A 25583-nucleotide genomic window follows, 5' to 3' on the forward strand; every position below is an offset into this window, starting at 1 on the left:
AAACACACTGGAATTATTATAACAAGGCAAATCCCATTTTGCAATATTTGATTCAATTCTAGAAAAGGAAATTTCTTGTTTTCCCTAACTTAGCTTTTATAGAATCGAGATCGCCTTTGCTTCCAATTTTTTAGTGCGATCGCTTTGCCTTCATTTCCTCTGCAAGATTAGCAAAGAAATCCTCATTTGATTTTGTTTGTCTTAGTTTACGCAAAAACTTCTCCGCAAAATCAGGTGAATCAGACATTGATTTTCGAATTGCCCAAAGCATATCAAGCTGCTCCTTCTGAATAAGAAGCTCTTCTTTACGCGTACCTGAGCGACGGATATCAATCGCTGGGAAGATTCTTCTCTCAGCAAGTGAACGGTCAAGGTGAAGCTCCATATTTCCCGTTCCTTTGAATTCCTCGTAAATGACGTCATCCATCCGTGAACCTGTATCCACTAGAGCAGTAGCTAGAATCGTCAAGCTGCCGCCCTCTTCAATATTACGAGCTGCACCGAAGAAGCGCTTTGGACGATGGAATGCAGCTGGGTCAATCCCCCCTGACAATGTTCTGCCGCTCGGTGGAATGACAAGGTTATAGGCTCTCGCTAATCTTGTTATGCTATCCATTAAGATGACAACATCACGCTTATGCTCAACTAAACGCATCGCACGCTCCAGAACAAGCTCTGCCACCTTAATATGATTTTCAGGAACCTCGTCAAAGGTTGAGCTGACAACATCTCCTGCAACAGATCGCTCAATATCTGTTACCTCTTCTGGACGCTCATCAATTAATAGAACGATAAGCTCTACTTCAGGGTGATTCGTTGTAATGCTATTCGCAATTTCCTTTAAAAGCATTGTTTTACCTGCTTTTGGCGGGGCAACAATTAAACCACGCTGGCCAAAGCCAACGGGAGCAAGCACATCCATAATTCGAGTGGAAAGATGCTTTTGTGTTGTTTCTAATTTCATCTGGCTATCTGGATATAAAGGTGTTAAGCCAGGGAAATGCACCCGTTCCTTTGCAGATTCTGGGTCATCCCCATTCACGGCTTCGACTTGCAGCAGGCCAAAATAGCGTTCATTTTCCTTTGGAGGGCGAACCTTACCAGAAACTTTATCTCCATTCCTTAAGTCAAAACGACGAATTTGGGAAGCGGAAATATAAATATCTTCTGAGCTAGGAGAATAATTAATTGGTCTGAGGAAGCCAAAGCCCTCTGATTGGATGATCTCGAGAACACCCTCCATAAAGAAATATCCTTCTTTTTCAGCTCTCGCCTTTAAAATGGAAAAAATCAATTCTTTCTTTGTTAATTTACTGTAATAAGAAACTTTATATTCGCGGGCAAGCTCGTAAAGCTCTTTTAATTTCATATTTTCTAAACTTGAAATATTTAATCCCATATTGACACCACACTTTTGAATTTTCAAACATCTTTTTTATTTACACTAATACTCAGACTTACTAATAAATACAAAAACAGGAAAATAAATTTTTGAGGCAAAACTATTATTATATATTTACATATAACCTGAGGATAAGTAATAAGGAGCCATACTTCTAATCCAACCATTTGAATGGTTAGTAATCGAGGTTTCCTTTCTTATCTAATCGGAATATTAAAGTATATTAGCATACTAAAACTAAGGCATTCGCCAAGAATGCTTACGAACGCCGATCTTTTCTAATCAAAAACAATCTCTATTTTACCCTTTAATAGAAGTTTTAATCAACTAGATTTTTTTACATCGGAAACAAGTATTTTTGGCAGGAAGAAGTGGGTTGAGGGTGTCCCATAAGCTGTCTGGCATCCACATTATTCATAATATCTAGAATCTCGCTCGCTTATTGACACTAGATATTGTTCGTGGTGCCTGACACCTTTGCTTTGGGACAACCTCTTATCTATTTATGATCCTCTTATTATTGTTCTTAGAATCCATTTTCCAATAGACTTTGAAAAAAGTTAACCAATGACTAGATTTGGTTTTTTCTGAAGACTATGGCGACCATCAATGAAGCGTACTGTTCCTGACTTCGCTCGCATAACGACTGAATGTGTGGAACCATATGATCCTTTAAATTGCACACCGCGAAGAAGTTCACCGTCCGTCACACCAGTAGCTGCAAAAATAGCGTCATCACCTTTAACTAAGTCTTCCATTAGAAGAATTTTGTTTACATCTAATCCCATCTTTTTGCAACGCTCGATTTCAGCATCATTCTGAGGTATAAGCTTTCCTTGTAGTTCTCCCCCAAGGCACTTAAGTGCAACAGCAGCTATAACTCCTTCTGGCGCACCACCAGATCCGAATAAAATATCGACTCCAGTATGATCAAATGCCGTATTGATTGCACCTGCAACATCACCGTCATTAATTAGTTTAATTCTTGCTCCGGCTTCTCGAAGCTGACGAATAATATGTTCATGTCTGTCGCGATTCAATACGGTTGCCACAACATCAGCGATATCTTTATTTTTCGCTTTTGCCACTGCTTTCAAATTATCTAATACGGATGCATTAATATCAATTTTGCCAACGGCTTCTGGGCCAACGGCGATTTTATCCATATACATATCCGGAGCATGAAGCAAATTGCCATGATCTGCAACAGCAAGTACCGCCAATGCATTCCAGCTGCCTGATGCAACGATATTCGTTCCTTCGAGTGGGTCAACCGCCACATCTACTCGTGGACCGTAGCCTGTACCAAGCTTTTCGCCTATGTAAAGCATTGGTGCTTCATCCATTTCACCTTCGCCAATAACGACTGTTCCTTTCATTGGCACAGTATCAAACACATTTCGCATAGCAGTTGTTGCCGCATCATCTGCCTCGTCCTTTTTTCCTCTTCCCATCCAGCGGGCAGATGCCAATGCTGCTCCTTCTGTTACACGGACAAGCTCCATTGTTAGACTTCGTTCCATCCTAACTTCCCCCTCTAATTCTATGCTGTTTAGATTTCATGCTTGAATGTCATTTGTTGAATGTTTAAGTGGATAGGAAACCATTTTTTAGATTCCAAAAAAATCCAATAATTTCTTTCAACTAAGCATTTTTCATTTGTTCTAGTTCTTCTTTTGTTAAATTTTCACGCCAAACCGTTGCACCTAGTCCATTTAGTTTTTCGACAAGGTGGCTATATCCCCGGTCAATATGCTCTAGCCCGGTAACTTCTGTAATACCCTCAGCCATTAAGCCAGCAATCACTAATGCTGCACCTGCACGTAAGTCACTTGCTTTTACTTTAGCACCTTGGAGTTTGACAGGGCCATTAATAATGGCTGAACGGCCCTCAACTTTAATATTAGCATTCATTCTTCGTAATTCATCAATATGTTTAAATCGGGCACCATAAATAGTGTCTGTCACCATACTGGTCCCGACCGCACTAGTTAATAAAGAAGTAAACGGCTGCTGAAGGTCTGTTGGGAACCCTGGGTAAACAAGTGTTTTAATATCAACTGATTTCATTTTGTCAGCTGGCTTAATATATATTTGATCATCCCCATCTTCAATATGAGCACCCATTTCTCTCAGCTTAGCAATAAGGGATTCTAAATGCTGAGGGATAACATTATCAATCGTAATTCCTTCTCCTGCTGCGGCGCCTAGAAGCATATAAGTTCCCGCCTCGATTCGGTCCGGAATAATCGTATGCTGGCATCCATGAAGATTCTCGACACCATCAATTCGAATTACATCCGTTCCCGCTCCTTTGATCTTTGCTCCCATATTTGTGAGCAAAGTTGCAACATCTATGATCTCCGGTTCCTTCGCCGCATTCTCAATAATCGTTCTTCCCTTTGCTTTTACAGCAGCGAGCATTATGTTGATTGTAGCTCCGACACTGACAACATCAAGATATATTCGAGCTCCTATAAGCTCATCTGCTCGAAGGTAAATCGCACCTTGTTCATTTGTCACACTTGCACCAAGGGCCTCGAAGCCTTTAATATGCTGATCAATAGGTCTTGGACCAAGATGACAACCTCCTGGCAGGCCAATGACTGCTTTTTTGAACCTTCCTAGCATGGCACCCATTAAATAATAAGAGGCACGCAGTTTTTTCACTTTTCCATTCGGCATAGGCATGGAAATCATAGAGGACGGATCAACGTTCATATCATTTCCATCAAAATGAACCGTTCCTCCAAGTTCTTCAAGCAGTCCTTTTAAAATTTGAACATCCGAAATATTTGGCAGTCCCTCAATTATAACAGGCGAATCAGCCAGAATTGTAGCCGGAATCAATGCCACTGCACTATTTTTTGCCCCGCTAATTCGAACAGTTCCTTTTAAAGGGTAACCGCCTGCAATCATAAGCTTTTCCATTTTTTTCTCCCTTCTACGCCGTAAAAAAATAAGAAAACAATGCGTGCTTGTTAGATATTTAAATAGTAGAAATCGACGAGATTGCCATTTCTGGTCATAAGCTTGTCCTTTTATTAAACACTCATAAAAATTCCGACTATAATCCTTATCTTCTAGTTTACACGAAAAAACAATTCTCATGTCATGATATTAGAAAAAGTTAAAATTAAGTCAGAATTCCAATATTTACTCATTAACACTTTACCCTAAATAGACGATGAGTAAAACTCAAACTTGTATAAAACCTTTTTAAACTAATTTATTTTTTTAGTAATAGGCACGAAGAACGATGAGGTTTTTTTATGAACGTGAATTCCAGTCAGCAAGAAAGGCTTCAATTCCCTTATCTGTAAGCGGGTGATTGAATAACTGCTTAATAACTTTGAACGGAATCGTAGCAATATGAGCTCCTCGTAATGCTGAATCCGTCACATGCTGCGGATGGCGAATGGATGCAGCAATAATTTCAGTTTTGATATCATGAATCGCAAATATTTCTGCAATGGTTGAAATTAAATCAAGCCCATTATGGCCAATATCATCTAGTCTTCCTAAGAAAGGAGATACATACGTTGCACCAGCTCTTGCTGCAAGCAATGCTTGATTAGCACTAAAAATTAAAGTGACATTTGTTTTGATACCTTCTTTTGAAAAAGCATGGACAGCTTTCAAACCATCAGGTGTCATTGGAACTTTAATTGTTATATTTGGAGCAATCGCTGCTAATTCTTTACCTTCTTTAATCATGCCTTCTGCATCAAGAGCGATAACTTCCGCACTTACAGAACCAGGGACTAGATCCGTGATTTCACGAAGACGATCGGGGAAAGAAACATTTTTTTCTTTAGCAACTAAAGATGGGTTTGTTGTTACCCCTGCCACAATGCCTAATGAATATGCTTCTTTAATTTCTTCCATATTTGCTGTATCAATAAAAAATTTCATAATGATTTCCTCCTTGTGGAAATGGGGTCGGAGCGCCGCAAAGTTCATTTATATTCAAAATTAATGGATGAACATATTTAGTTTGTGTAAATATGTGATAATGCTTTGCTCTGCTCGTGCCACCATATAGTATGGGTTTGGCTTCATTATTTTAAAAGGCCTTCATTTGATCGGTAACAATAATTCGTTATTTCCGGTTTGTTTGTTTAAAAATAATGTATAACTCTTCTAAGTTTGAGAAATGTCTAGTTCCAGCGCCTACCCCCTCGAGGTCACAAGCCAATCCTCCCAAAAAGGTAAAGAACACCTTTCCGGGAGGCTCGTCTTGTGCTTGTCGGGGGTGATCAAGGCGCTTCCACTTTTCTAATAATGAATGGAAACCGCCTCTGTGATCGAAGGCGGTTTCCTTAAAATATTTGCTCTTATTAAGCTTTACCAGAAGAACCAAACTCACGCATTTTGCCAATGACTGTTTCTTTAATGGCATCCCTAGCAGGACCTAGGTATTTGCGTGGATCGTACATATTTGGATTTTCCGCTAATACTTCACGCACACGCTTGGCAGAAGCAATTTGGTTCTCCGTATTTACATTAATTTTTGCAGTTCCTAAAGAAACTGCTCTTTGAATATCCTTTGTTGGAATTCCAGTGCCGCCATGAAGAACAAGTGGCACCCCTGTAAGCTTTCCGATCTCTTCCATTTCAGCAAAGCCAAGTTTTGGCTCCCCTTTGTATGGACCATGTACAGAACCTAAAGCAGGAGCTAAACAGTCAATTTTCGTACGTTTGACAAGCTCATCGCATTCTTTTGCATCTGCATAAATAACCCCATCAGCGACAACATCATCTTCCTGTCCACCAACAGTTCCTAATTCCGCTTCAACAGATACTCCTTTTGCATGTGCATATTCGACTACCTTTGAAGTGATAGCCACATTTTCTTCAAAAGGATCATGTGAAGCATCAATCATAACGGAAGTAAAGCCGGCATCTATTGCTTCTTTACATTTATCAAAGCTAGACCCATGATCTAAATGAATCGCAACTGGTACTGTAATTTTATAATCTTCAAGCAGGCCTTCTACCATTTTTACAACCGTTTTAAATCCACCCATATAACGGGCAGCACCTTCGGACACACCAAGAATAACAGGGGATTTCTCCTCCTCTGCTGCTTGAAGAATGGCCTGAGTGAACTCAAGGTTATTTAAGTTGAATTGACCTACCGCATAGCCTTCGGATTTTCCTTTATTAAGCATTTCAGTCATTGAAACTAAAGGCATCTTTCTTCCTCCTTAATCATCATCGTTTCTTATTCTCACAGGATTCTTTTGTGAAGGATATGGATAATTCTCTTTAGCAAAAAAGCTAAAGAAGCATCCGTTCCGCCATCTATTTAATATGGCGGTCCAATATACCTTCTTTTCAGAGATTTGAAAGACTGAAATTGTTTCAATTAAAGTCTTTCCTTTTATAAATTTGAATATGTACCATCCTGTTCAAACGAAATCGATCCTTTGGAATTCATTTGTATCATACCAAAATGAAAAAAGAAATGCCATTATCCATTAGCTTTTTTTCAATATAAATGACGATTAATAGGAGTTTGTTAACGGCAAATACTTCTTCACAGCCGCTCGGATATCATCAATATCAAAAGGTTTCGCAAAATGTGTTAATGCTCCTAAATCCCGAGCCTCCTGAATCATATCTAGTTCTCCATAAGCTGTCATAATGATGACACGAATTTCCTTATCAATCACTCTCATTCTTTTTAATATTTCAATCCCGTCCATGCCTGGGATTTTCATATCGAGCAGAACTAAATCAGGTGAATGTTTGGAGACAATTTCAAGCGCCTGGACGCCATTAGCAGCCTGGTATGTTTCGTACCCTTCTTTCTGTAACACTTCATTAAGTAAAATACGGATTCCGAACTGATCATCTACAATTAAAATTTTCCCCTTCAATCGACCCACCTCTTCCCTTCGTATAAAAAAATTCAATCATATTTTTATTTTTCCCCCTCTCATTAATTCTATTTTCCACCTATAAAATCCTGCCGTCATTTAAATTTGCTATCCTTAATTTTACCTTTTTGTCCACTTTCCATATAATTGAGTTAATTATTAGGAAGTGTTAAACGATGATCATTAACATTGCTAATTATTTTAGAATCTAGTAAAGGGGAAGAATGATGTTAAAAATGTTTTCAACTCAGCTAACTGGGCTATTTAATCGCATACAGGAAAAAGAAGATTTTGCGATGGAGGATGGGGCTAGGCTTCTTGCACAGGCTGCTATCGGAAGTGGAAGGATCTACATTTTTGCAACAAAGGAAATGAAGGCTGTTGGATATGAAGCAACAGAAAGTCAAGAGCCCTTAAAAAACGCCTCCATTTGGTCGATTGATAAACCACTGGAAGAAATATCTGAAACAGACCGATTTCTTATTGTAACGAGAAATGCCGCAGATGAAGAGGTGATCAAGCTAGCAGAATTCCTTTCAGAGAAAAAAATCCCCTTTGTTGCGGTATCTTCGATTCAATCTAATGATAAAGGCTTAGCAGAACTAGCTGATATCCATATTGACCTAAAGCTCACAAAAGGTCTGTTACCAGACGAAGCCGGCAACCGCTTCGGCTATCCCGCATCAATGGCTGCACTTTATGTGTACTATGGAATTAAGTTCATACTTGAAGAAATTCTTGAAGAATATGAGTAATTAAATGTTGGAGGCTAGATTAGAAAAATCGACGAGTAGTTGATTTCTTTCTAAATTATCCAAAGGCTGAAATATCTCAACAATAAAAAACATTGTTAATAAATAAGGGGCGACTCTAAGCCGAGCAATCGACTTAAGAGTTCGCCCCTTTTCTAATAATAAGAAAGTATAACTTTTTTCGAGTTTGAGAAATGTCTAGCTTCAGCGCCTACCCCCGACGTGCAGGACGCACTAGTGTCGACAATGCGACAGGACAAGGAAAGCTTCGTCAGCAACACATCGCACGACCAAAAGAGAAGCTTTTGGGAGGACGTCGCGTTTTTGTCGACCTCGAGGTCACAAGCCAATCCTCCCCAAAAGGTAAAGAACACCTTTCTGAGAGGCTCGTCTTGTGCTTGTCGGACTTGCACAGGATGTGCTGACGTCGATGTTTGCCACAGGACGTGGCAGTTTTTAGTCGACGTTCCATTTCAGGCGCTTGCGCTTTTCTAATTAAATCTCATTAAATTTTATTGACGCACCTATAAAGTCACGGAATAAAGGCTGCGGACGGGTTGGTCTTGAAATAAACTCTGGATGGAATTGTGATGCCACAAACCATGGATGATCTTTAAGTTCAATAATTTCAACAAGGCGTCCATCTGGGCTTGTACCTGAGAAAACAAATCCTGCATCAATCATCTCTTGTCGGTAATGGTTATTAAACTCATAGCGGTGACGGTGGCGTTCATAAATGACTTCATCCTGATAGGCTTCATACGCTTTTGTATTTTCAATTAGTTTACACGCCTGAACACCTAATCTCAATGTTCCGCCTAAATCCTCAACATCCTTTTGCTCCGGAAGAAGATCGATAATAGGATGCTTTGTATTTGGATCAAGTTCTGATGAATGTGCTCCATTAAGATTCAAAACATTTCGAGCATATTCAATAGAAGCTAATTGCATCCCTAAGCAAATACCAAGGAATGGCTTTTTCTGCTCACGGGCAAATTGAATCGCAAGGATTTTCCCTTCTACTCCGCGGTCGCCGAATCCTCCAGGAACAAGAATTCCATCAACATCACTCAATAGCTCAGAAACATTGCCTTCTGTTACTTCTTCAGCATTAATCCATTTAATCTCAATATCTGAATCATGAGCATAGCCTGCATGCTTTAACGCTTCAACTACTGAAATATAAGCATCCTGAAGCTCAACATATTTTCCAACAAGGGCAATTTTTGTTGTCTTAGATAAATTTGTTACCTTTTCAACTAGCTGTTTCCATTCTGTCATATCCGCTTCACCACAAGCTAGTTTTAAGTGGTTACAAACAATGCTATCAAGATTTTGATCTTGAAGAGCAAGTGGAATGGAATATAAAGTATCAGCGTCTCTGCATTCAATAACGGCTTCTTTATCAATATCACAGAATAATGCGAGCTTGTCCTTCATTTCCTGTGAAATCGGCATTTCTGTACGAACGACGATCACGTTTGGCTGAATTCCTAAGCTTCTTAATTCCTTTACACTATGCTGTGTTGGTTTTGTTTTCATTTCTCCCGCTGCTTTAATATAAGGCACTAACGTACAGTGGATGTACATGACATTATCTCGGCCAATATCACTTTTGATTTGACGAATAGCTTCTAAGAATGGAAGTGATTCAATATCCCCTACAGTTCCACCAATTTCTGTAATGACCACATCTGAATTCGTTTCATGTCCTGCACGGAAAACTCTGTCTTTAATTTCATTTGTGATATGAGGAATAACTTGAACGGTACCACCATTGTACTCGCCACGACGTTCTTTTCGAAGAACAGTTGAATAAATCTTTCCTGTTGTCACACTGCTGTATTTTGTTAAGTTCACATCAACAAAACGCTCGTAATGACCTAAATCCAGATCCGTTTCTGCTCCGTCACCCGTTACGTAGACCTCTCCGTGCTGGTAAGGACTCATCGTTCCCGGGTCCACATTAATATAGGGATCGAATTTTTGAATCGTAACACTTAACCCCCTGTTTTTCAATAAACGGCCAAGAGAAGCTGCAACGATCCCCTTACCAAGTGATGACACAACGCCACCTGTTACAAAAATATACTTCGTCATCATAATTCCCCCTCATCTTAAGTTTGTGCATATTCGCCTTTATTTAAAGACTAAAATAATGAATTTAATTTATTGCGCAGCATTCATTCGGAAATGGCTGTGCGGTTGTAGTGGGGGTCATCTGGTTCCTTAAAAAAATAAAAAACGCTCCGCTTACTCATCACGAGTAAGGGAGCGCTATTCGCGTCTAATGAATCGTTCCTTTTTTAAGGAGCCCAAAAATGATTCTACAAGCCTAATAAAGAAAAGTCAAGATGATTATATATCCTCTTCATCCTCGTCTAAGTCGGAATCTTCGTCATCTAGCTCTTCGTCCTCATCACCAAGATCATACTCTTCATCTCGCTCAATGAGTTCATCATCCTCTAAATCCTCATCATCTTCAAGCAAATCCTCATCATCTTCATCGTCTAATAGCTCATCTTCGTCATCTAAATCGTCAATATCATCATAATCAATATCTTCGTCATCTAGATCATCGTAATCATCAAGATCCTCATCTTCCTGAGCCTTTTTCGCTTTCTTCTTCTTCGGTTTAATAGCTGTAACAACTTCTTCTTCCACTTGGTCAACTGGATACCAGACTCGCAGACCCCATCTATTGTCTCCTAAACCTAAGAAGCGGCCATCAATATTTAAATCTGTATAGAACTGGGCAATTTTTGCTTTTACTTGATCATCTGATAGCTCAAGTAGATTAATAAGTTCATCCATAATTTCTTTAAAAGCCATCGCTTCTTTTCTACTTCTTAATAGTTCATAAGCGATTTCAATGAGAGACATTTCCTGTAATTCTTCTTTAGTAAGTTCATTTAAATTCAATATTAGCACGTCCTTTCCCTATGTAACGCTTCCTAGAAAAGCGAAAATAAACATTAAAAAAACTAAAGCCAGATTCACTTACAACAATCATGAATCCAAATACTTGACCATCTCACCTATCCTATTTTATAAATGAGCTGTTAATCGTTTTAACCATATTGATTTCTATGCTTTTATACAACCCTTAAGAATGCATATTCTTCATTATAAACAAAATTTTAGGGTTTATGCTAGCTATATCTCACGTCCATTCTCTTTTTCTTCATTGTCATCATGTGTTTTTTCGGAGAGCTGGCTATAAGCTAGAGAAAAGAAATAGAATGATAATAAAAAAAATGCAATTGCACCAAGCTGTTTTTGATAAAGAATGTACGTCCCAATAACAATCCCCATTATGGCCGCAAACATAAATAACTGTTTCACATCTCCACATCCTGCAACTTAATATCCAGAAGTAACGATTCTCCAGCTCTCTCAATTAATTTGATTATAAAGGAATTGGTAAAGATTGTGTACGACAAAAAGAAATCGGCTTACTCACCGATTTCTCTTTTTTCAACTCCCGGTATTTACATATTTCTTCTATATTGTCCGCCTACTTCATAAAGTGCTCGCGTGATTTGGCCAAGACTTGCCATTTTGACGGTTTCCATCAATTCAGCAAAAATATTCCCGCCTGTTACGGCCGTTTCCTTTAAGCGCTTAAGAGCTTCTTCTGTATTGTCCTTGTTTCGTTCCTGGAAGCTGCGCAGGTTTAGGATTTGTATTTCTTTTTCTTCTTGCGTTGCTCTCGCCAGTTCCATATTATTCATTTCCTCCTCAGAAGGAGGATTCGGATTTAGATAGGTGTTTACACCGATTATTGGAAGCTCACCTGTATGTTTTTTCATTTCATAATACATGGATTCATCTTGGATTTTTCCACGCTGGTATTGCGTTTCCATTGCTCCAAGAACTCCACCACGGTCATTAATCCGCTCGAATTCTTGCAGAACCTGTTCTTCCACAAGGTCTGTTAACTCATCAATAATAAATGCACCTTGCAGCGGGTTTTCGTTCTTTGTTAAGCCGTGCTCTTTCGTAATGATCATTTGGATCGCCATCGCGCGGCGTACAGATTCCTCCGTCGGTGTTGTAATAGCTTCATCATAAGCGTTCGTATGAAGAGAATTACAGTTATCATGCAGCGCCATTAACGCTTGCAGAGTCGTACGGATATCATTGAAATCAATTTCCTGAGCATGTAGTGATCGTCCAGATGTTTGAATATGATATTTAAGCTTCTGACTTCGTTCATTTGCCCCATATTTATCCCTCATGACAGTCGCCCAGATACGTCGTGCCACACGTCCAAGTACCGTATATTCCGGATCAAGACCATTAGAGAAGAAGAACGATAGATTCGGTGCAAACTCATTGATATCCATTCCTCTGCTCAAATAGTACTCAACATACGTAAAGCCATTCGCAAGTGTAAAGGCTAACTGCGAAATCGGATTTGCCCCAGCTTCCGCAATATGATAGCCGGAAATGGAAACCGAATAGTAGTTGCGTACTTTTTGGTCAATAAAATATTGCTGAATATCACCCATCATTCGAAGCGCAAATTCTGTTGAGAAAATACATGTATTTTGGCCTTGATCTTCTTTTAAAATATCAGCTTGAACCGTTCCTCTTACTGTTTGTAATGTTAAAGCTCTAACTTCAGTAAATTCGGCTTCTGTTAATACGCGACCAAGTTCTTTTTCCTTCTTCTCGACTTGCTGTTCAATAGCGGTATTCATAAACATCGCTAAAATAATTGGAGCTGGACCATTGATCGTCATCGATACGGATGTAGATGGATGGCATAGATCAAAGCCTGCGTACAGCTTTTTCATATCATCTAATGTACAAATGCTGACTCCACTTTCCCCAACCTTTCCATAAATGTCAGGACGGTAATCAGGATCTTCTCCGTAAAGAGTAACGGAATCAAAGGCTGTGCTTAGACGCTTTGCTGCATCATCCTTTGATAAATAATGAAAACGGCGATTCGTTCTTTCCGGTGTACCTTCCCCAGCAAACTGTCTTTTCGGATCTTCCCCTTCACGCTTGAATGGAAATACACCTGCTGTGTACGGGAAGGATCCTGGTATATTTTCTCTGTAAACCCAGCGGATAATTTCACCGTAATCTTTATATTTAGGTAAAGCAACCTTTGGAATACTTAATCCAGATAAGCTTTTTGTTTTTAATACTGTGACGATTTCTTTATCACGAATTCTTGTAACAAATTGGTCGCCTGTATATTTTTCCTTTAGTGATTCCCAGCCTTCAAGAATTTTCTTCGTTTCCGCTGTGAGCTGGGACAGGGTATTCGATTTGATTGCTTCAAGGGAAGCAATCACTTCCTCATTTGCCTCTTGCTCCTTCACAGCAAGAAGAGCACCTTCAAGCTGGAATAGCTTGCGTGCAAAATCGGCCTGTTCTTCTGCCTTCTTGTGATAGCTCCGCACCGTTTCTGATACTTCCCGTAAATAATAGCGCTGCTCATTCGGAATAATGACATTTTGCTTTTCAACGAGGGCGTATTTTGAAAAACTAGTTTGCCATGCTGTACCTGCTTTTTCATTTAATTTTTCAATGATAGCAGCAAAGACAGCATTTGTTCCAGGATCATTGAATTGGCTCGCGATCGTGCCGTAAACAGGCATTTCATCCAATTCCTTTTCAAATTGCATACGACTTCTTTGATATTGTTTCTGTACTTGGCGTTTAGCATCCTCTGAGCCTTTACGCTCAAACTTATTGATGACAATTAAATCGGCATAATCGATCATGTCAATTTTCTCAAGCTGAGAAGGCGCTCCGAATTCACTTGTCATTACATACATAGAAACGTCGCAAATTTCAGTTATTTCAGCATCCCCTTGACCTATTCCACTCGTTTCTACAACGATTAGATCAAAGCCTGCCGCTTTTACCACTGAAATGGCATCTTTAATAGCAAGTGATAATTCACTTTTCGACTTCCTTGTTGCTAAGCTTCGCATATAAACACGAGGATTGAAAATGGCATTCATACGGATACGGTCACCAAGAAGAGCCCCGCCTGTTTTTTGCTTTGTCGGATCTACTGATAAAATCGCAACTTTCTTGTCAGGAATTTCATTGATAAAACGGCGGATTAGTTCATCTGTTAGAGAGCTTTTCCCAGCTCCTCCTGTCCCTGTAATCCCTAGAACCGGCACATGTTTTTCCAATGATTTCACTTGTTCCATTACAGAGTCTAGTGCTGCTGCTGATTCTTTATCAATATTGACATGGTGTTCAGCTAGAGTAATTAACTTTGCAATTGAATTGATATTCCCTTCTTGAAGCTTCTCAATTTGCTCCGTTGCTTCTAGTGTATATGTCGGGAAATCACATTCTTTAATCATCATATCAATCATGCCTTGAAGGCCATGCTGGCGACCATCCTCAGGAGAAAAGATTCTTGCGATTCCGTAGTCATGCAGTTCTTTTATTTCTTTTGGGATGATGACCCCTCCACCACCGCCATAAATACGAATATGTGAAGCACCTCTTTCTTTTAACAGGTCATACATATACTTGAAATATTCAACATGCCCTCCTTGATAGGAAGAAATAGCAATTCCTTGAACATCCTCTTGAATCGCTGCATTTACCACTTCTTCTACTGAACGGTTATGTCCAAGATGGATGACTTCTGCTCCACTTGCTTGAATAATTCTTCTCATAATGTTAATAGAAGCATCATGACCATCAAATAGACTAGAAGCAGTTACAAATCGAATATGATTCTTTGGCTTATATACTTCTAGATTACTCATTTTTCTCCTCCTAAACGTAAGACGTAGAGTTCCTTCATTATGAAAGCGGTCTAATACCTACGTCCTCTCATTTTATTGTCTTGCGATGTATTTTTCTGACGAAGCTTCCCTTATTCAACGGTAAAATCACACTAGTGCATTCTAGATTTCTAAGATAGATAGTTAGAAAAATTCAGAAAAATTAAACGTTACTTTCATTATACACAGGGCTTTTTATCCCCTGGAAAAGCAATTCCGTTTGCAGGTTAATATAATCCTCAATTGAGTACAACTTTTTCAGTGACCAGCGGCGGAAAGCCCACATTTGTCCCTGAACAAAAATATTATGAGCAATCATCTTAATCTGAGCCTCTGGCAAATCTAACTCCTTGTTCTCTACGCACCCAGTAATAATTTGTTCAAACATCTCCACCATTTCTATTTCCTTTTTTAGAACATATGGGAGAGCGTCTTTTGATAATGATTTTACTTCCTGATACATGACAAGAACCTCATCCTGCATTTCATCAACAACCCGGAAATAATCAGCAATCCCCATTCTTAAGCTTTCAATTGTTCCCCGATTTGTATCGAGATCCTTTTGAAGCCGTTCGCTGACCTGGTCATAAATGCTATCACAAACAAGGTATAATACATCCTCCTTCGTCCGGATGTATTCGTATAATGTTCCGATACTAAAACCAGCTGCCTTTGCAATTTCTCTCGTTGTTGTACGATGAAATCCTTTTTGGATAAAAAGGGTTACCGCACCCTTAATCATCTGATCACGTCTTTTTTTCACAAGGCGTTCGTCCTTAACAGACGCCTGAACTTCACGTTTTTTCATTTCACACCACCATTTTGGAAAAGAGCTAGCGCCTTTTCTAAACAATTAACTTGCTTCTGCGAGGGGGGAGGCGCTTCAGTTAAATAGTCATCTAATTTGACTTAATACATTCTTATGCTTTATTCAGTTTATGATTGTTATTTTGAGCGCACCCTCTATTGTTGTAAAAGATAGAGACCACATTTATTGGCTTCTTTGGTTTAGTGGTCTTATCTGGTTTTTTCTGACCACTCTTTTACGGTTTCTCTGGTTCAGTGGTCTTATTAGCTTTCTTTCGGACCACTCTTTCTCGATTTCTCTGGTTCAGTGGTCTTATTAGCTTTCTTTCGGACCACTCTTTCTCGATTTCTCTGGTTCAGTGGTCTTATTAGCTTTCTTTCGGACCACTCTTTCTCGGTTTCTCTGGTTCAGTGGTCTCTTTCGAATGCTTTCGGACCGCTTTTGGCTGTTTTCCTTTGTTTAATGGTCTAATAAACATTTAGAAGTTTGCCAAAGCAGTCCTTTAATTAAAAGAGGAACAGATCCTCTCCTATTTTGTTAGCATACGAGAAATAACGAGTCGCTGTATTTCTTGTGTTCCTTCATAAATCTGTGTGATTTTTGCATCACGCATGAAGCGTTCAACAGGATAATCTTTCGTATAGCCGTAGCCGCCAAAAATTTGTACAGCATCTGTCGTTACCTTCATGGCTGTATCGCCAGCTAGTAATTTGGACATAGCCGATTCTTTTCCATATGGAAGCCCTTCGGATTCTAACCATGCAGCTTGATAGGTTAATAATCTAGAAGCCTCAATGCTTGTTGCCATGTCTGCAAGCTTAAAGCCAATTCCTTGCTGAGCAGCGATTGGTTTGCCGAACTGAACGCGCTCCTTTGCATATTCAACGGATGCATCTAGAGCTCCCTGTGCGATACCTACAGCCTGAGCGGCTATCCCGTTTCGACCGCCATCAAGTGTCATCATGGCAATTTTGAAGCCTTCTCCTACTTGACCTAGTACATTTTCTACTGGAACTTTACAATTATCAAAAATAATTTCTGTTGTTGGTGAAGAACGAATTCCAAGCTTTTTCTCCTTCTTGCCAACTGAGAAGCCCTCGAATCCAGACTCAACGATGAATGCTGTTGTTCCTTTATGCTTTTCAGCAGGGTCAGTAAGAGCAAAGACCACATAAATGTCAGCGATTCCACCGTTTGTTATGAAGATTTTTGAACCATTAAGCACATAATGATCGCCTTCTAAACGAGCAGTCGTTTTCATTCCGCCTGCATCCGATCCGCTTCCTGGTTCAGTTAATCCGTAGCCGCCAATTTTCTCCCCTTGAGCCATAGCGCGTAAATATTTTTGTTTTTGCTCCTCGCTGCCAAATTTATAAATTGGCCAGCCTGCTAGAGATGTATGCGCAGAAAGCGTAACTCCTGTAGAAGCACATACTCTTGAAAGCTCTTCAACTGCAATACAATAGGCTAAATAATCGCTGCCGATTCCGCCGTATTCTTCTGGCCATGGAATACCTGTTAAGCCAAGCTCCGCCATTTTATCAAAAATTTCGCGGTCAAAGCGTTCTTCCTCATCACGCTCTGCAGCAGTTGGGGCGACTTCGTTTTTTGCAAAATCACGCACCATTTTTCTAATCATTTCATGCTCTTCAGTTAATTGAAAGTTCATTTGCCTATCCCCCATTATTGTTTTTTCGCCTGTTTATTTTGATTTTATCTAAAATATAGAAAATTCTATTGAAAGAACGACTTACCCCACTTTATAACTGCTTACTTATAACAATACGTTGAATTTCACTTGTTCCTTCGTAAATCTCAGTGATTTTTGCATCACGGAAATAGCGTTCAACTGGATAATCCTCTGTATAACCATAGCCGCCAAATACTTGAATGGCATCTGTTGTCACTTCTACTGCAGTTCTGGAGGCAAAAAGCTTTGCCATAGACGCTTCCTTGCCGCACTTTATACCTTTCTGCCTTAAATTAGCCGCACGATAGATTAATAGCTTTGACGCTTCAACAGCTGTTGCCATATCTGCTAATTTAAAGCCTATACCTTGCTGGGCAGCAATCGGCTTGCCGAATTGAACACGCTCCTTAGCATACGCTGCTGCAGCTTCAAGTGCTGCTTCTGCAATTCCAAGAGCTTGCGCTGCGATGCCGATTCGACCTGAATCGAGATTAGCCATTGCAATTTTAAAGCCTTCCCCTTCTTCACCAAGAAGATTCTCCACCGAAACGCGCATGTCCTCAAAGCTAAGCTGTAATGTTCTTGAACCATGCAAGCCCATTTTATGCTCGTCCTTGCCGATTACAAGACCAGGAGTACCTTTTTCAACGATAAAAGCAGAAACCCCTTTACTTCCAAGCTCAGGATTTGTCGAAGCGAAAACAATATAAACATCCGCTTCTCCACCGTTTGTAATAAATACTTTTGAGCCATTAATGATATAATGATCTCCGTCTTTAACCGCTTTTGACTTCAGGCTGCCTGCATCCGATCCAGCACTTGGCTCTGTTAAACAAAATGCCCCTAGGTATTCTCCTGAAGCAAGCTTTGGGATATATTTTTGCTTTTGCTCTTCCGTACCGAAGTAAAGAATTGGATTCGTCCCAACTGATGTATGGACGGAAAGAATAACGCCAACCGTTGCACTTACTTTTGATAATTCATTGATCGCAATAATATACGAGGTAAAATCCATCTCTGAACCGCCATACTGTTCAGGAATTGGAATTCCCATTAGGCCTAGCTCCCCCATTTTTCGTAAAATTTCTCGAGGAAACTCACCCTTTTCCATTTTTTCAACAAATGGTGCAATTTCCGACTGCGCGAAATCACGCACCATCTTTCTCATCATTTCCTGTTCTTCTGTGAATCTCAAGTTCATATGCTATCCCTCCGTTACTAACTCTCTGCTGTATAGTGTTCAATTTATTTCGTAATCTGCTGCGATAAAAATGGTATCCCTTGAGGTTAGGGGTCGCAATTAGAGCAATCGGCGTTGCGCCGATTGCCATTTGTCATTGCTTTAGTCTTATTCGTAAACGTAGAAGCCTCTGCCTGTTTTCTTTCCTAGCCAGCCAGCTTTTACATATTTTCTTAAAAGCGGACATGGGCGATATTTATCATCACCGAATCCTTCATGAAGCGTTTCCATAATATAAAGGCAAGTATCAAGTCCGATAAAATCAGCTAAAGTTAATGGTCCCATCGGGTGATTCATTCCAAGCTTCATTACCTCATCAATGGCTTCCTTTGTAGCAACTCCTTCATAAAGAGTAAAAATCGCTTCGTTAATCATCGGCATTAGCACTCGGTTTGAAACAAAGCCCGGAAAATCATTTACTTCAACAGGTACTTTTTTCAATGCTTTTGTTATATCTTCAATAGTTTGATAGACTTCATCCGTTGTGGCTAACCCACGGATAATTTCAACAAGCTTCATTACTGGCACTGGGTTCATAAAATGCATGCCAATTACTTTTTCAGGACGCTTTGTCGCAGCAGCAATTTCTGTGATTGGCAAGGAAGATGTATTGCTCGCAAGGATGGCATGCTCTGGAGCAATTTGATCAAGCTGACTAAAAATTTTTGTTTTGATTTCCATATTTTCAACAGCCGCTTCAATAATTAAATCGACGTTTTTGGCATCCTGAATATCTGTAGATGGAGTAAGATTGCTTAATACCTCCTCCATTTGCTGAGCAGTTATCCGATCTTTTTCTACTTGACGGGACAGATTCTTCTTGATTATCCCAAGGCCGCGATCGACAAACTCTTGCTTCAAGTCATTTAATAGCACGCTATATCCTGCTTGTGCACATACTTGCGCAATACCTGATCCCATTTGTCCTGCACCGATTACCATGATTTTTTGTACATTCATTTCTGTTCCCCCATTCTTTAGTAAACCGCCCAAAAAGACAAATTAGTTTTTCGGTACCTCAATCATAATGGCGTCACCTTGACCGCCGCCGCTGCAAATTGCAGCTATTCCGATTCCTCCGCCTAATCGCTTTAATTCATACATCAATGTCAATATGATTCTTGCGCCGCTCGCTCCAATAGGATGACCTAGTGCGACAGCTCCACCGTTCACATTCACTTTATTTTCATCTAGATTTGCAATCTTTCCGCTTGTTAAAGCGACTGCTGCAAACGCTTCGTTAATTTCAAATAAGTCAATCTCATCAACTGTTTTTCCAGTCTTTCTTAGAAGCTCATTGATGACAAGGCCAGGTGTTTTCGGAAAATCCTTTGCTTCAACCGCAATAGCTGAATGACCTAGAATAATGGCTTCTGGTTTTCTTCCTTCTCGGGCTGCTCTTCCCTCACTCATCAGAACTAATGCTGCAGCTCCATCGTTGACTCCAGGCGCATTCCCAGCTGTAATCGTACCGCCCTGACCAAAGGCAGAGCCAAGTTTAGCTAACTTCTCAATGGAAGTATCCCTTCGTGGAGATTCATCTTCGGAAATGATGACTGGTTCTCCTTTTCTTTGCGGAACCTCAACAGGCACAATCTCCTCGGCAAACTTCCCTGACTCTATAGCAGCAATTGCACGCTTATGGCTTCTAAAAGCAAAAGCATCTTGCTCTTCCCTGCTAATCTCGAATTCTTCCGCTACCCCATTTCCATACGTACCCATATGAACTCCAGTAAAGCTGCAGCTTAAGCCATCATGTGTCATTAGATCTTTCACAGCAGAATCTCCCATACGCAATCCCCAGCGAACTTTTGGCATGAAGTATGGCGCATTACTCATCGACTCCATGCCTCCAGCTACAATAACCTCTTCGTCACCAAGACGGATGATTTGATCAGCAAGCGTTACACTGCGCATACCTGAAGCACAAACTTTATTAACAGTTTCTGTTTTTATATTCCATGGCAAACCAGCTTTTCGTGCAGCCTGTCTAGATGGAATTTGACCTTGCCCTCCTTGAAGAACCGTTCCTAAAATAACCTCATCAACTTCCTCAGGGTTGACCCCAGCACGATTTAAAGCCTCTTTCACAGCAAATCCACCAAGATCTGATGCTGAAAAGCTGCTTAACCCGCCTGCAAATTTCCCAAATGGTGTTCTTGCTCCCCCTATGATTACGGTTTTTCCCATTAGAATTGCTCCTTCCTAAATTTAATATTTTTTATAGTCAAAAAATTTTGATGAAAAAATAATGTTGATTGCTTTCGTTCATAGCTGTTTTATTTATCGCAGATTAACGGGCAGTAAGCCCCCCCACTTCAAGGATGCGAGAGAATCAAAGAAACCTAAGTGGGGCATCAACTGCCCGTAAAGGCCCGATTGGTTCAACTAACCATCAGTGGGGGATGAAAGACCCCCCCCACTGATGGAAGTTTCACTTTATAATGGACTAGCTAACGACTGAACGCTCGCTCAATACCTTTGCAAAAAAAGAAGATGCATCAGGAATTTTGAAAGCGCTTTATCTTATATTCTATTTTACTCTAAAAATAGTAGAAATTGAAACACTTTGCGCAAAATTCATAATATTATCTTACAGAATTTGCTTCTGAGATAATCTTTTGCTGTGCTTCAATTTCTACAAATTATTAAATATCGCAGACTTACGAAAAACGTGCTTTTAGAACTCCGTTTATTGAGAGTTCACTTTCTTACGATACAAGTGGTTCTTTTTACACGTTAAGAAAGTATAAATTGCCAGCGCAGAAGATAATTCGACGTAGTTGCCAATTTTAGGAATTAAGTATAAGTGCAACTACGCCTCTGTCTTCGCCTTTCCAAGGCTCGCCAATCGGCGAGTTTTCTTTACCCGATAACTGATTTTTCAAGGATTTCCGCTACATCATAGGTATGAACAGTTTCTTCTACTTCCTTTGCCTTCGTTCCATCAGAAAGCATCGTTAAGCAGTATGGACAGCCTGAGCTAATGATCGATGGATTCACTGCCAATGCTTGCTCTGTACGGGATACGTTGATACGGTGGCCTGTTTCTTCCTCCATCCACATTAATCCTCCGCCTGCACCACAGCACATACCTGTCTCACGGTTCCTTTCCATTTCCACGAGCTTCACACCAGGGATCGATTTCAAGATCTCACGTGGTGGATCATATACCTCGTTATAGCGCCCTAAATAACAGGAATCATGGAATGTAATCGTCTCATTTACTGGGTATTGCGGCTTAAGTCTTCCTTCTTCTACCAGTTCCGCAAGGATCTCTGTATGATGGTACACTTTAGCCTCTAATCCAAAATCAGGATATTCATTTTTAAAAATATTGTAGGCATGAGGGTCAATCGTAACAATTTTCTTCACTTCGTTCTTCTCAAACTCTTCAATATTTTTCGTGGCAAGCTCTTGGAATAAGAATTCATTTCCCAGCCTTCTTGGCGTATCACCAGAGTTCTTTTCCTTGTTTCCGAGGATGGCAAACTTTACGCCAGCTTCATTCATCAACTTTGCAAAAGAAAGGGCAATTTTTTGGCTGCGGTTGTCAAAGGATCCCATTGAACCAACCCAGAAAAGATATTCGAACTCTTCCCCAGCTTTATTCATTTCTTTAACGGTTGGTACGTGAACATCCTCGCGAGCCTCGCGCCAGTTTTCCTTCTCTTTACGGTTTAATCCCCAAGGGTTTCCTTGGCGTTCGATATTTGTCATCGCACGCTGTGCATCTGCGTCAAGCTTCCCTTCTGTTAAAACAAGATAACGACGAAGGTCAATAATTTTATCCACATGCTCGTTCATAACCGGGCACTGATCTTCACAGTTTCGGCAAGTTGTACAAGCCCAGATTTCTTCCTCCGTAATGACATCCCCAATTAAGCTCGGGCTATAAGCAAGGCCTGCTGCCGCTTCTTCTGCAGCCTTTCCTGCTGCGGATAAGGCAAGCTGATTTCCCATTGTATTGGAAAATGCAAAGGTTGGCACCCATGGCTGCTTAGAGGTTACGACTGCTCCATGATTCGTTAAGTGATCGCGAAGCTTGAGAATTAAATCCATTGGTGAAAGCATTTTGCCTGTTCCAGTTGCAGGACACATATTCGTACAGCGTCCGCACTCTACACAAGCATAGAAATCAATCATTTGCAGTTGGTTGAAATCTTCAATTTTACCAACACCAAAGCTCTCTTGTGTTTCATCTTCAAAATCAATCTTCTTTAATTTCCCTGGCTTCTCAAGACGGTTAAAGTAAACATTCACTGGCCCAGCAATTAAGTGAGCATGCTTGGACTGCGGAACATAAACTAAGAAAGCTAATAAGAAAATTAAGTGGATCCACCACGCAATATAGAATACAACGATGGAAGCTGTTTCTCCCATCCAAGAGAAACCAGCAGCAATGGCAGAAGCAACGGGCTCAGTCCATGATCCCTCATGACCATGCCAAATCATGCTCATACCGTTTCCAAGTAGCACGGAAAGCATTAAGCCCCCGATGAAAATAAGAACAAGTCCCGATTTAAAGCCTCTTTTTAAACGGACGAGCTTTTCCACATACCGGCGATAAAAAGCCCAAATCACAGCTATTAGAATCATTAAGGTCACAAGTTCTTGGAAAAACGTGAAACCTGGGTATAACGGGCCAAGTGGCAAATGTGCACCTGGTTTAATCCCCTTTATGATAAAATCAATGGCACCGAACTGGACAAGAATAAATCCATAGAAAAACATAACATGGATAATCCCGCTCTTCTTGTCCTTCAAAAGTTTCTTTTGACCAAACACATTGACCCAAATCTTCCCGAGACGTTCTTTCACATTGTTATCGAACTCTACCTTTTTTCCGAGTTTGATATATTCAATTCTCGTCTTAATGACATACACAAATAAACTGATTGCGTAAGCGGTTACAAGGAGAAAGCCGATTAAATTCACCCATAATAATCCTGTCACTATAATTAACTCTCCTTTCGTGAAAATTCAAAATGGACTGTATTACTCACTAGTCTAAAATTTTTAATACAACCAAATTTTCAGAATTTATTTCTTGTATCTATTATATTATGAGTGAGCATTCAGTCAACCAGTTTTTTATTTTTAACTAGAAAATATTATAGAATTGCCTATGCAGGAGATAATAACTGGAAACAACTTCGGGGAGCAGATAGCAATGAAAGTATTATTTATTCTTATAATCATACTTCTTTTCATCCTACTTTGGCTATCGCTTGATTTTTACCTTGGAAGAAAAAATCAGATAAAACATTTAAAACGACAGGATCCTCCTTTCCGACATAGCCATATTGATTTGTATACAGATGGACCAGAATTATTCGCCGATTTCTTTTCCGAGTTAAAGAAGGCGAAGCATCATATTCATATTTTATTTTATATTGTAAAAGACGATCAATTTAGTACAGAGTTTTTGAATATATTGAAGGATAAAGCAAAAGAAGGAGTGGAGGTTCGCCTTCTTCTTGACCGGATTGGAAGCCATTTAATTAAGGAAAATACCATTCAGTCATTGGAGAGTCATGGAGTCAAGTTTGCCTTCTCCCATCCATTGCGGTTTCCTTTTATTTTTTATTCATTACATGCAAGGAATCATCGAAAAATAACCGTCATTGATGGGAAGATTGGATATATTGGCGGCTTTAACATTGGCAAAGAATATATTAATTTAGATCCAAAGCTAAGTCCTTGGCGAGACTATCACTTAAAAATGATTGGTGAAGGTGCTGCAGATTTACAAAAGGAATTTTTAACGGATTGGTATAATGAGAAGAAAATACATTTATTAGAAAACCCCATTTATTTTCCTTCTCTGCCAAAAGGCAGCTGTCAGCATCAAATTATTCCCTCTAGAGGAATCTATTTAGAGGAAACCTTCTCATCCATGATTCGAAATGCACGGACAAGCATCATCATTGGCTCACCCTATTTTATTCTGAGCAAAAGATTATTGAATGATTTATTAGCTGCACGGGGCAGAGGAGTCACCCTCACCATTCTTGTTCCAAAGACAGCTGATCATCCTTTTGTCAAGGAAGCTTCCTATCCTTTTCTAAGAAAATTGATAAGTCAGGGTGCGATTGTGTATCAATTTCTTAATGGTTTTTATCACGCAAAAACCTGTATCATTGATGACAAAATCTGCGATATTGGCACCGCTAATTTTGATCATCGGAGTCTATTTCTAAACTATGAAATTAACTGTTACATTTATGATCATGCTTTTATTCAAAAGGTGCTAAAGGTGATTGAAACAGATATTCATCATTCCAAAAAACTGACGCTTAAGGAATTAAATCAGTTTGACCCGTGGCGGTCATGTAAAGAAATTGTTGCCCGCTCGATAAGAATGTTTCTTTAAGGTGTATGAAAAAGCGGCTGACTGCCGCCTTTTTTCAAAGGAACGTATAAGTTTTTTCGAATTTGAGAATTGTCTAGCTCCACAAGGAATGCTTCGGCAGCATATGCATCGCACGACTAAAAGTGGAGCTTTTAGGAGGAGCGCCTACCCCCGACGTACAGGACGTACTAGTGTCGACAATGCGACAGGACGTCGCGCTTTGGTCGACCTCGAGGTCATAAGTCAGTCCGCCAAGAAAGTTAAAGAACACCTTTCCCGTCGGCCTGTCTTATGCTTGTCGGGGGTGAGCACTAAGGAAAGCTCCTCCGAATAATCATCGCAAGAACAATCTGAACTCTGATTGTTCTGAAGGCGCTTGCGCTTTTCTTATTTCATCATATTTTGGATAAATGGCGTAATCAGCTCAAACGTTTTAAAGCCTAGATAAATACCAACAATTCCAATAATACCAGCAAGCGCTGGTGGTGCAGGGATTGGCAGCTTAAGCAAAGCAAAAAGAAAACCGACTAAAAAACCAGTGATTAGTGATAAGATCACAATTTTCATAATGTCCTCCTTATTTATGCCAGTTTTCTTATATTCCCCAATTTCCCTTGATCAAAACAGAAAAAGCTGGCTCGAAATAAGGAGTTTTCTCCTTGTGAGCCAGCTTTT

19 protein-coding genes are annotated in these 25583 nt (G+C 39.9%); 2 read left to right on the forward strand and 17 right to left on the reverse strand.

Annotated elements, in window-relative coordinates:
* Positions 1 to 130: 130 nt before the first annotated feature.
* The 6 genes from rho to FSZ17_RS22105 form a co-directional block, all read right to left on the reverse strand.
* Positions 131 to 1399: a transcription termination factor Rho gene (gene rho / locus FSZ17_RS22080; protein ID WP_057772805.1), complete on the reverse strand. Its 1269-nt coding sequence runs from the start codon at positions 1397 to 1399 to the stop codon at positions 131 to 133.
* A gap of 563 nt (positions 1400 to 1962) precedes the next feature.
* Positions 1963 to 2925 carry a class II fructose-bisphosphatase gene (gene glpX, locus FSZ17_RS22085; RefSeq protein WP_057772803.1) on the reverse strand — a complete coding sequence of 321 codons (963 nt, stop codon included), beginning with the start codon at positions 2923 to 2925 and terminating at the stop codon, positions 1963 to 1965.
* 121 nt (positions 2926 to 3046) lie between these two features.
* Entirely contained in the window at positions 3047 to 4333 is a 1287-nt protein-coding gene (locus tag FSZ17_RS22090; RefSeq protein WP_057772801.1) for a UDP-N-acetylglucosamine 1-carboxyvinyltransferase, read from the reverse strand.
* Positions 4334 to 4672: 339 nt separating this feature from the next.
* On the reverse strand, positions 4673 to 5317 hold the full coding sequence (gene fsa / locus FSZ17_RS22095) for a fructose-6-phosphate aldolase (RefSeq protein ID WP_057772799.1): 645 nt from the start codon (positions 5315 to 5317) through the stop codon (positions 4673 to 4675).
* Positions 5318 to 5742: 425 nt separating this feature from the next.
* Positions 5743 to 6600, reverse strand: coding sequence for a class II fructose-bisphosphate aldolase (locus FSZ17_RS22100; protein ID WP_057772794.1), 858 nt, complete (start codon positions 6598 to 6600; stop codon positions 5743 to 5745).
* A gap of 312 nt (positions 6601 to 6912) precedes the next feature.
* A complete protein-coding gene (locus FSZ17_RS22105) occupies positions 6913 to 7287 on the reverse strand; it encodes a response regulator (RefSeq protein ID WP_057772793.1) in 375 nt (124 codons plus the stop codon).
* Between the two features lie 227 nt (positions 7288 to 7514).
* On the opposite strand from FSZ17_RS22105, the gene FSZ17_RS22110 reads away from it, so the two are divergent.
* Positions 7515 to 8042 (forward strand): DUF2529 domain-containing protein, encoded by a 528-nt coding sequence (locus FSZ17_RS22110; RefSeq protein WP_057772792.1) that lies wholly within the window; start codon positions 7515 to 7517, stop codon positions 8040 to 8042.
* A 492-nt stretch (positions 8043 to 8534) separates the two neighbouring features.
* Here the strand turns inward: FSZ17_RS22110 and FSZ17_RS22115 are convergent, their stop codons facing one another.
* From FSZ17_RS22115 to FSZ17_RS22160, 10 genes are all read right to left on the reverse strand, one after another.
* Entirely contained in the window at positions 8535 to 10139 is a 1605-nt protein-coding gene (locus tag FSZ17_RS22115) for a CTP synthase (RefSeq protein WP_057772791.1), read from the reverse strand.
* A 258-nt stretch (positions 10140 to 10397) separates the two neighbouring features.
* Positions 10398 to 10961: a DNA-directed RNA polymerase subunit delta gene (rpoE, locus tag FSZ17_RS22120; protein WP_057772788.1), complete on the reverse strand. Its 564-nt coding sequence runs from the start codon at positions 10959 to 10961 to the stop codon at positions 10398 to 10400.
* 234 nt (positions 10962 to 11195) lie between these two features.
* Positions 11196 to 11384: a hypothetical protein gene (locus FSZ17_RS22125; RefSeq protein WP_057772786.1), complete on the reverse strand. Its 189-nt coding sequence runs from the start codon at positions 11382 to 11384 to the stop codon at positions 11196 to 11198.
* Between the two features lie 146 nt (positions 11385 to 11530).
* The gene (icmF, locus tag FSZ17_RS22130) at positions 11531 to 14797 is read right to left on the reverse strand and encodes a fused isobutyryl-CoA mutase/GTPase IcmF (RefSeq protein WP_057772784.1); all 3267 of its coding nucleotides are present in this window, start codon (positions 14795 to 14797) and stop codon (positions 11531 to 11533) included.
* Between the two features lie 181 nt (positions 14798 to 14978).
* A complete protein-coding gene (locus tag FSZ17_RS22135) occupies positions 14979 to 15623 on the reverse strand; it encodes a TetR/AcrR family transcriptional regulator (RefSeq protein WP_057772781.1) in 645 nt (214 codons plus the stop codon).
* A gap of 529 nt (positions 15624 to 16152) precedes the next feature.
* A complete protein-coding gene (locus FSZ17_RS22140; RefSeq protein ID WP_057772779.1) occupies positions 16153 to 17292 on the reverse strand; it encodes an acyl-CoA dehydrogenase in 1140 nt (379 codons plus the stop codon).
* A gap of 91 nt (positions 17293 to 17383) precedes the next feature.
* Positions 17384 to 18514: an acyl-CoA dehydrogenase gene (locus tag FSZ17_RS22145; protein WP_057772777.1), complete on the reverse strand. Its 1131-nt coding sequence runs from the start codon at positions 18512 to 18514 to the stop codon at positions 17384 to 17386.
* Positions 18515 to 18661: 147 nt separating this feature from the next.
* Positions 18662 to 19513, reverse strand: coding sequence for a 3-hydroxybutyryl-CoA dehydrogenase (locus FSZ17_RS22150; RefSeq protein ID WP_057772774.1), 852 nt, complete (start codon positions 19511 to 19513; stop codon positions 18662 to 18664).
* A gap of 42 nt (positions 19514 to 19555) precedes the next feature.
* Entirely contained in the window at positions 19556 to 20743 is a 1188-nt protein-coding gene (locus FSZ17_RS22155) for an acetyl-CoA C-acetyltransferase (protein WP_057772773.1), read from the reverse strand.
* Positions 20744 to 21418: 675 nt separating this feature from the next.
* Positions 21419 to 23509: a (Fe-S)-binding protein gene (locus FSZ17_RS22160; protein ID WP_057772771.1), complete on the reverse strand. Its 2091-nt coding sequence runs from the start codon at positions 23507 to 23509 to the stop codon at positions 21419 to 21421.
* A gap of 217 nt (positions 23510 to 23726) precedes the next feature.
* Here FSZ17_RS22160 and cls point away from each other — a divergent pair, with 217 nt between their 5' ends.
* Complete coding sequence (gene cls, locus FSZ17_RS22165; protein WP_057772769.1) at positions 23727 to 24929, forward strand: cardiolipin synthase; 1203 nt, start codon at positions 23727 to 23729, stop codon at positions 24927 to 24929.
* A gap of 366 nt (positions 24930 to 25295) precedes the next feature.
* Here the strand turns inward: cls and FSZ17_RS22170 are convergent, their stop codons facing one another.
* A complete protein-coding gene (locus FSZ17_RS22170; RefSeq protein ID WP_057772766.1) occupies positions 25296 to 25475 on the reverse strand; it encodes a XapX domain-containing protein in 180 nt (59 codons plus the stop codon).
* Positions 25476 to 25583 lie beyond the last annotated feature (108 nt).

It is taken from the genome of Cytobacillus dafuensis, assembly GCF_007995155.1.
In the GTDB taxonomy this organism is placed as follows: Bacteria; Bacillota; Bacilli; order Bacillales; family Cytobacillaceae; genus Cytobacillus; species Cytobacillus dafuensis.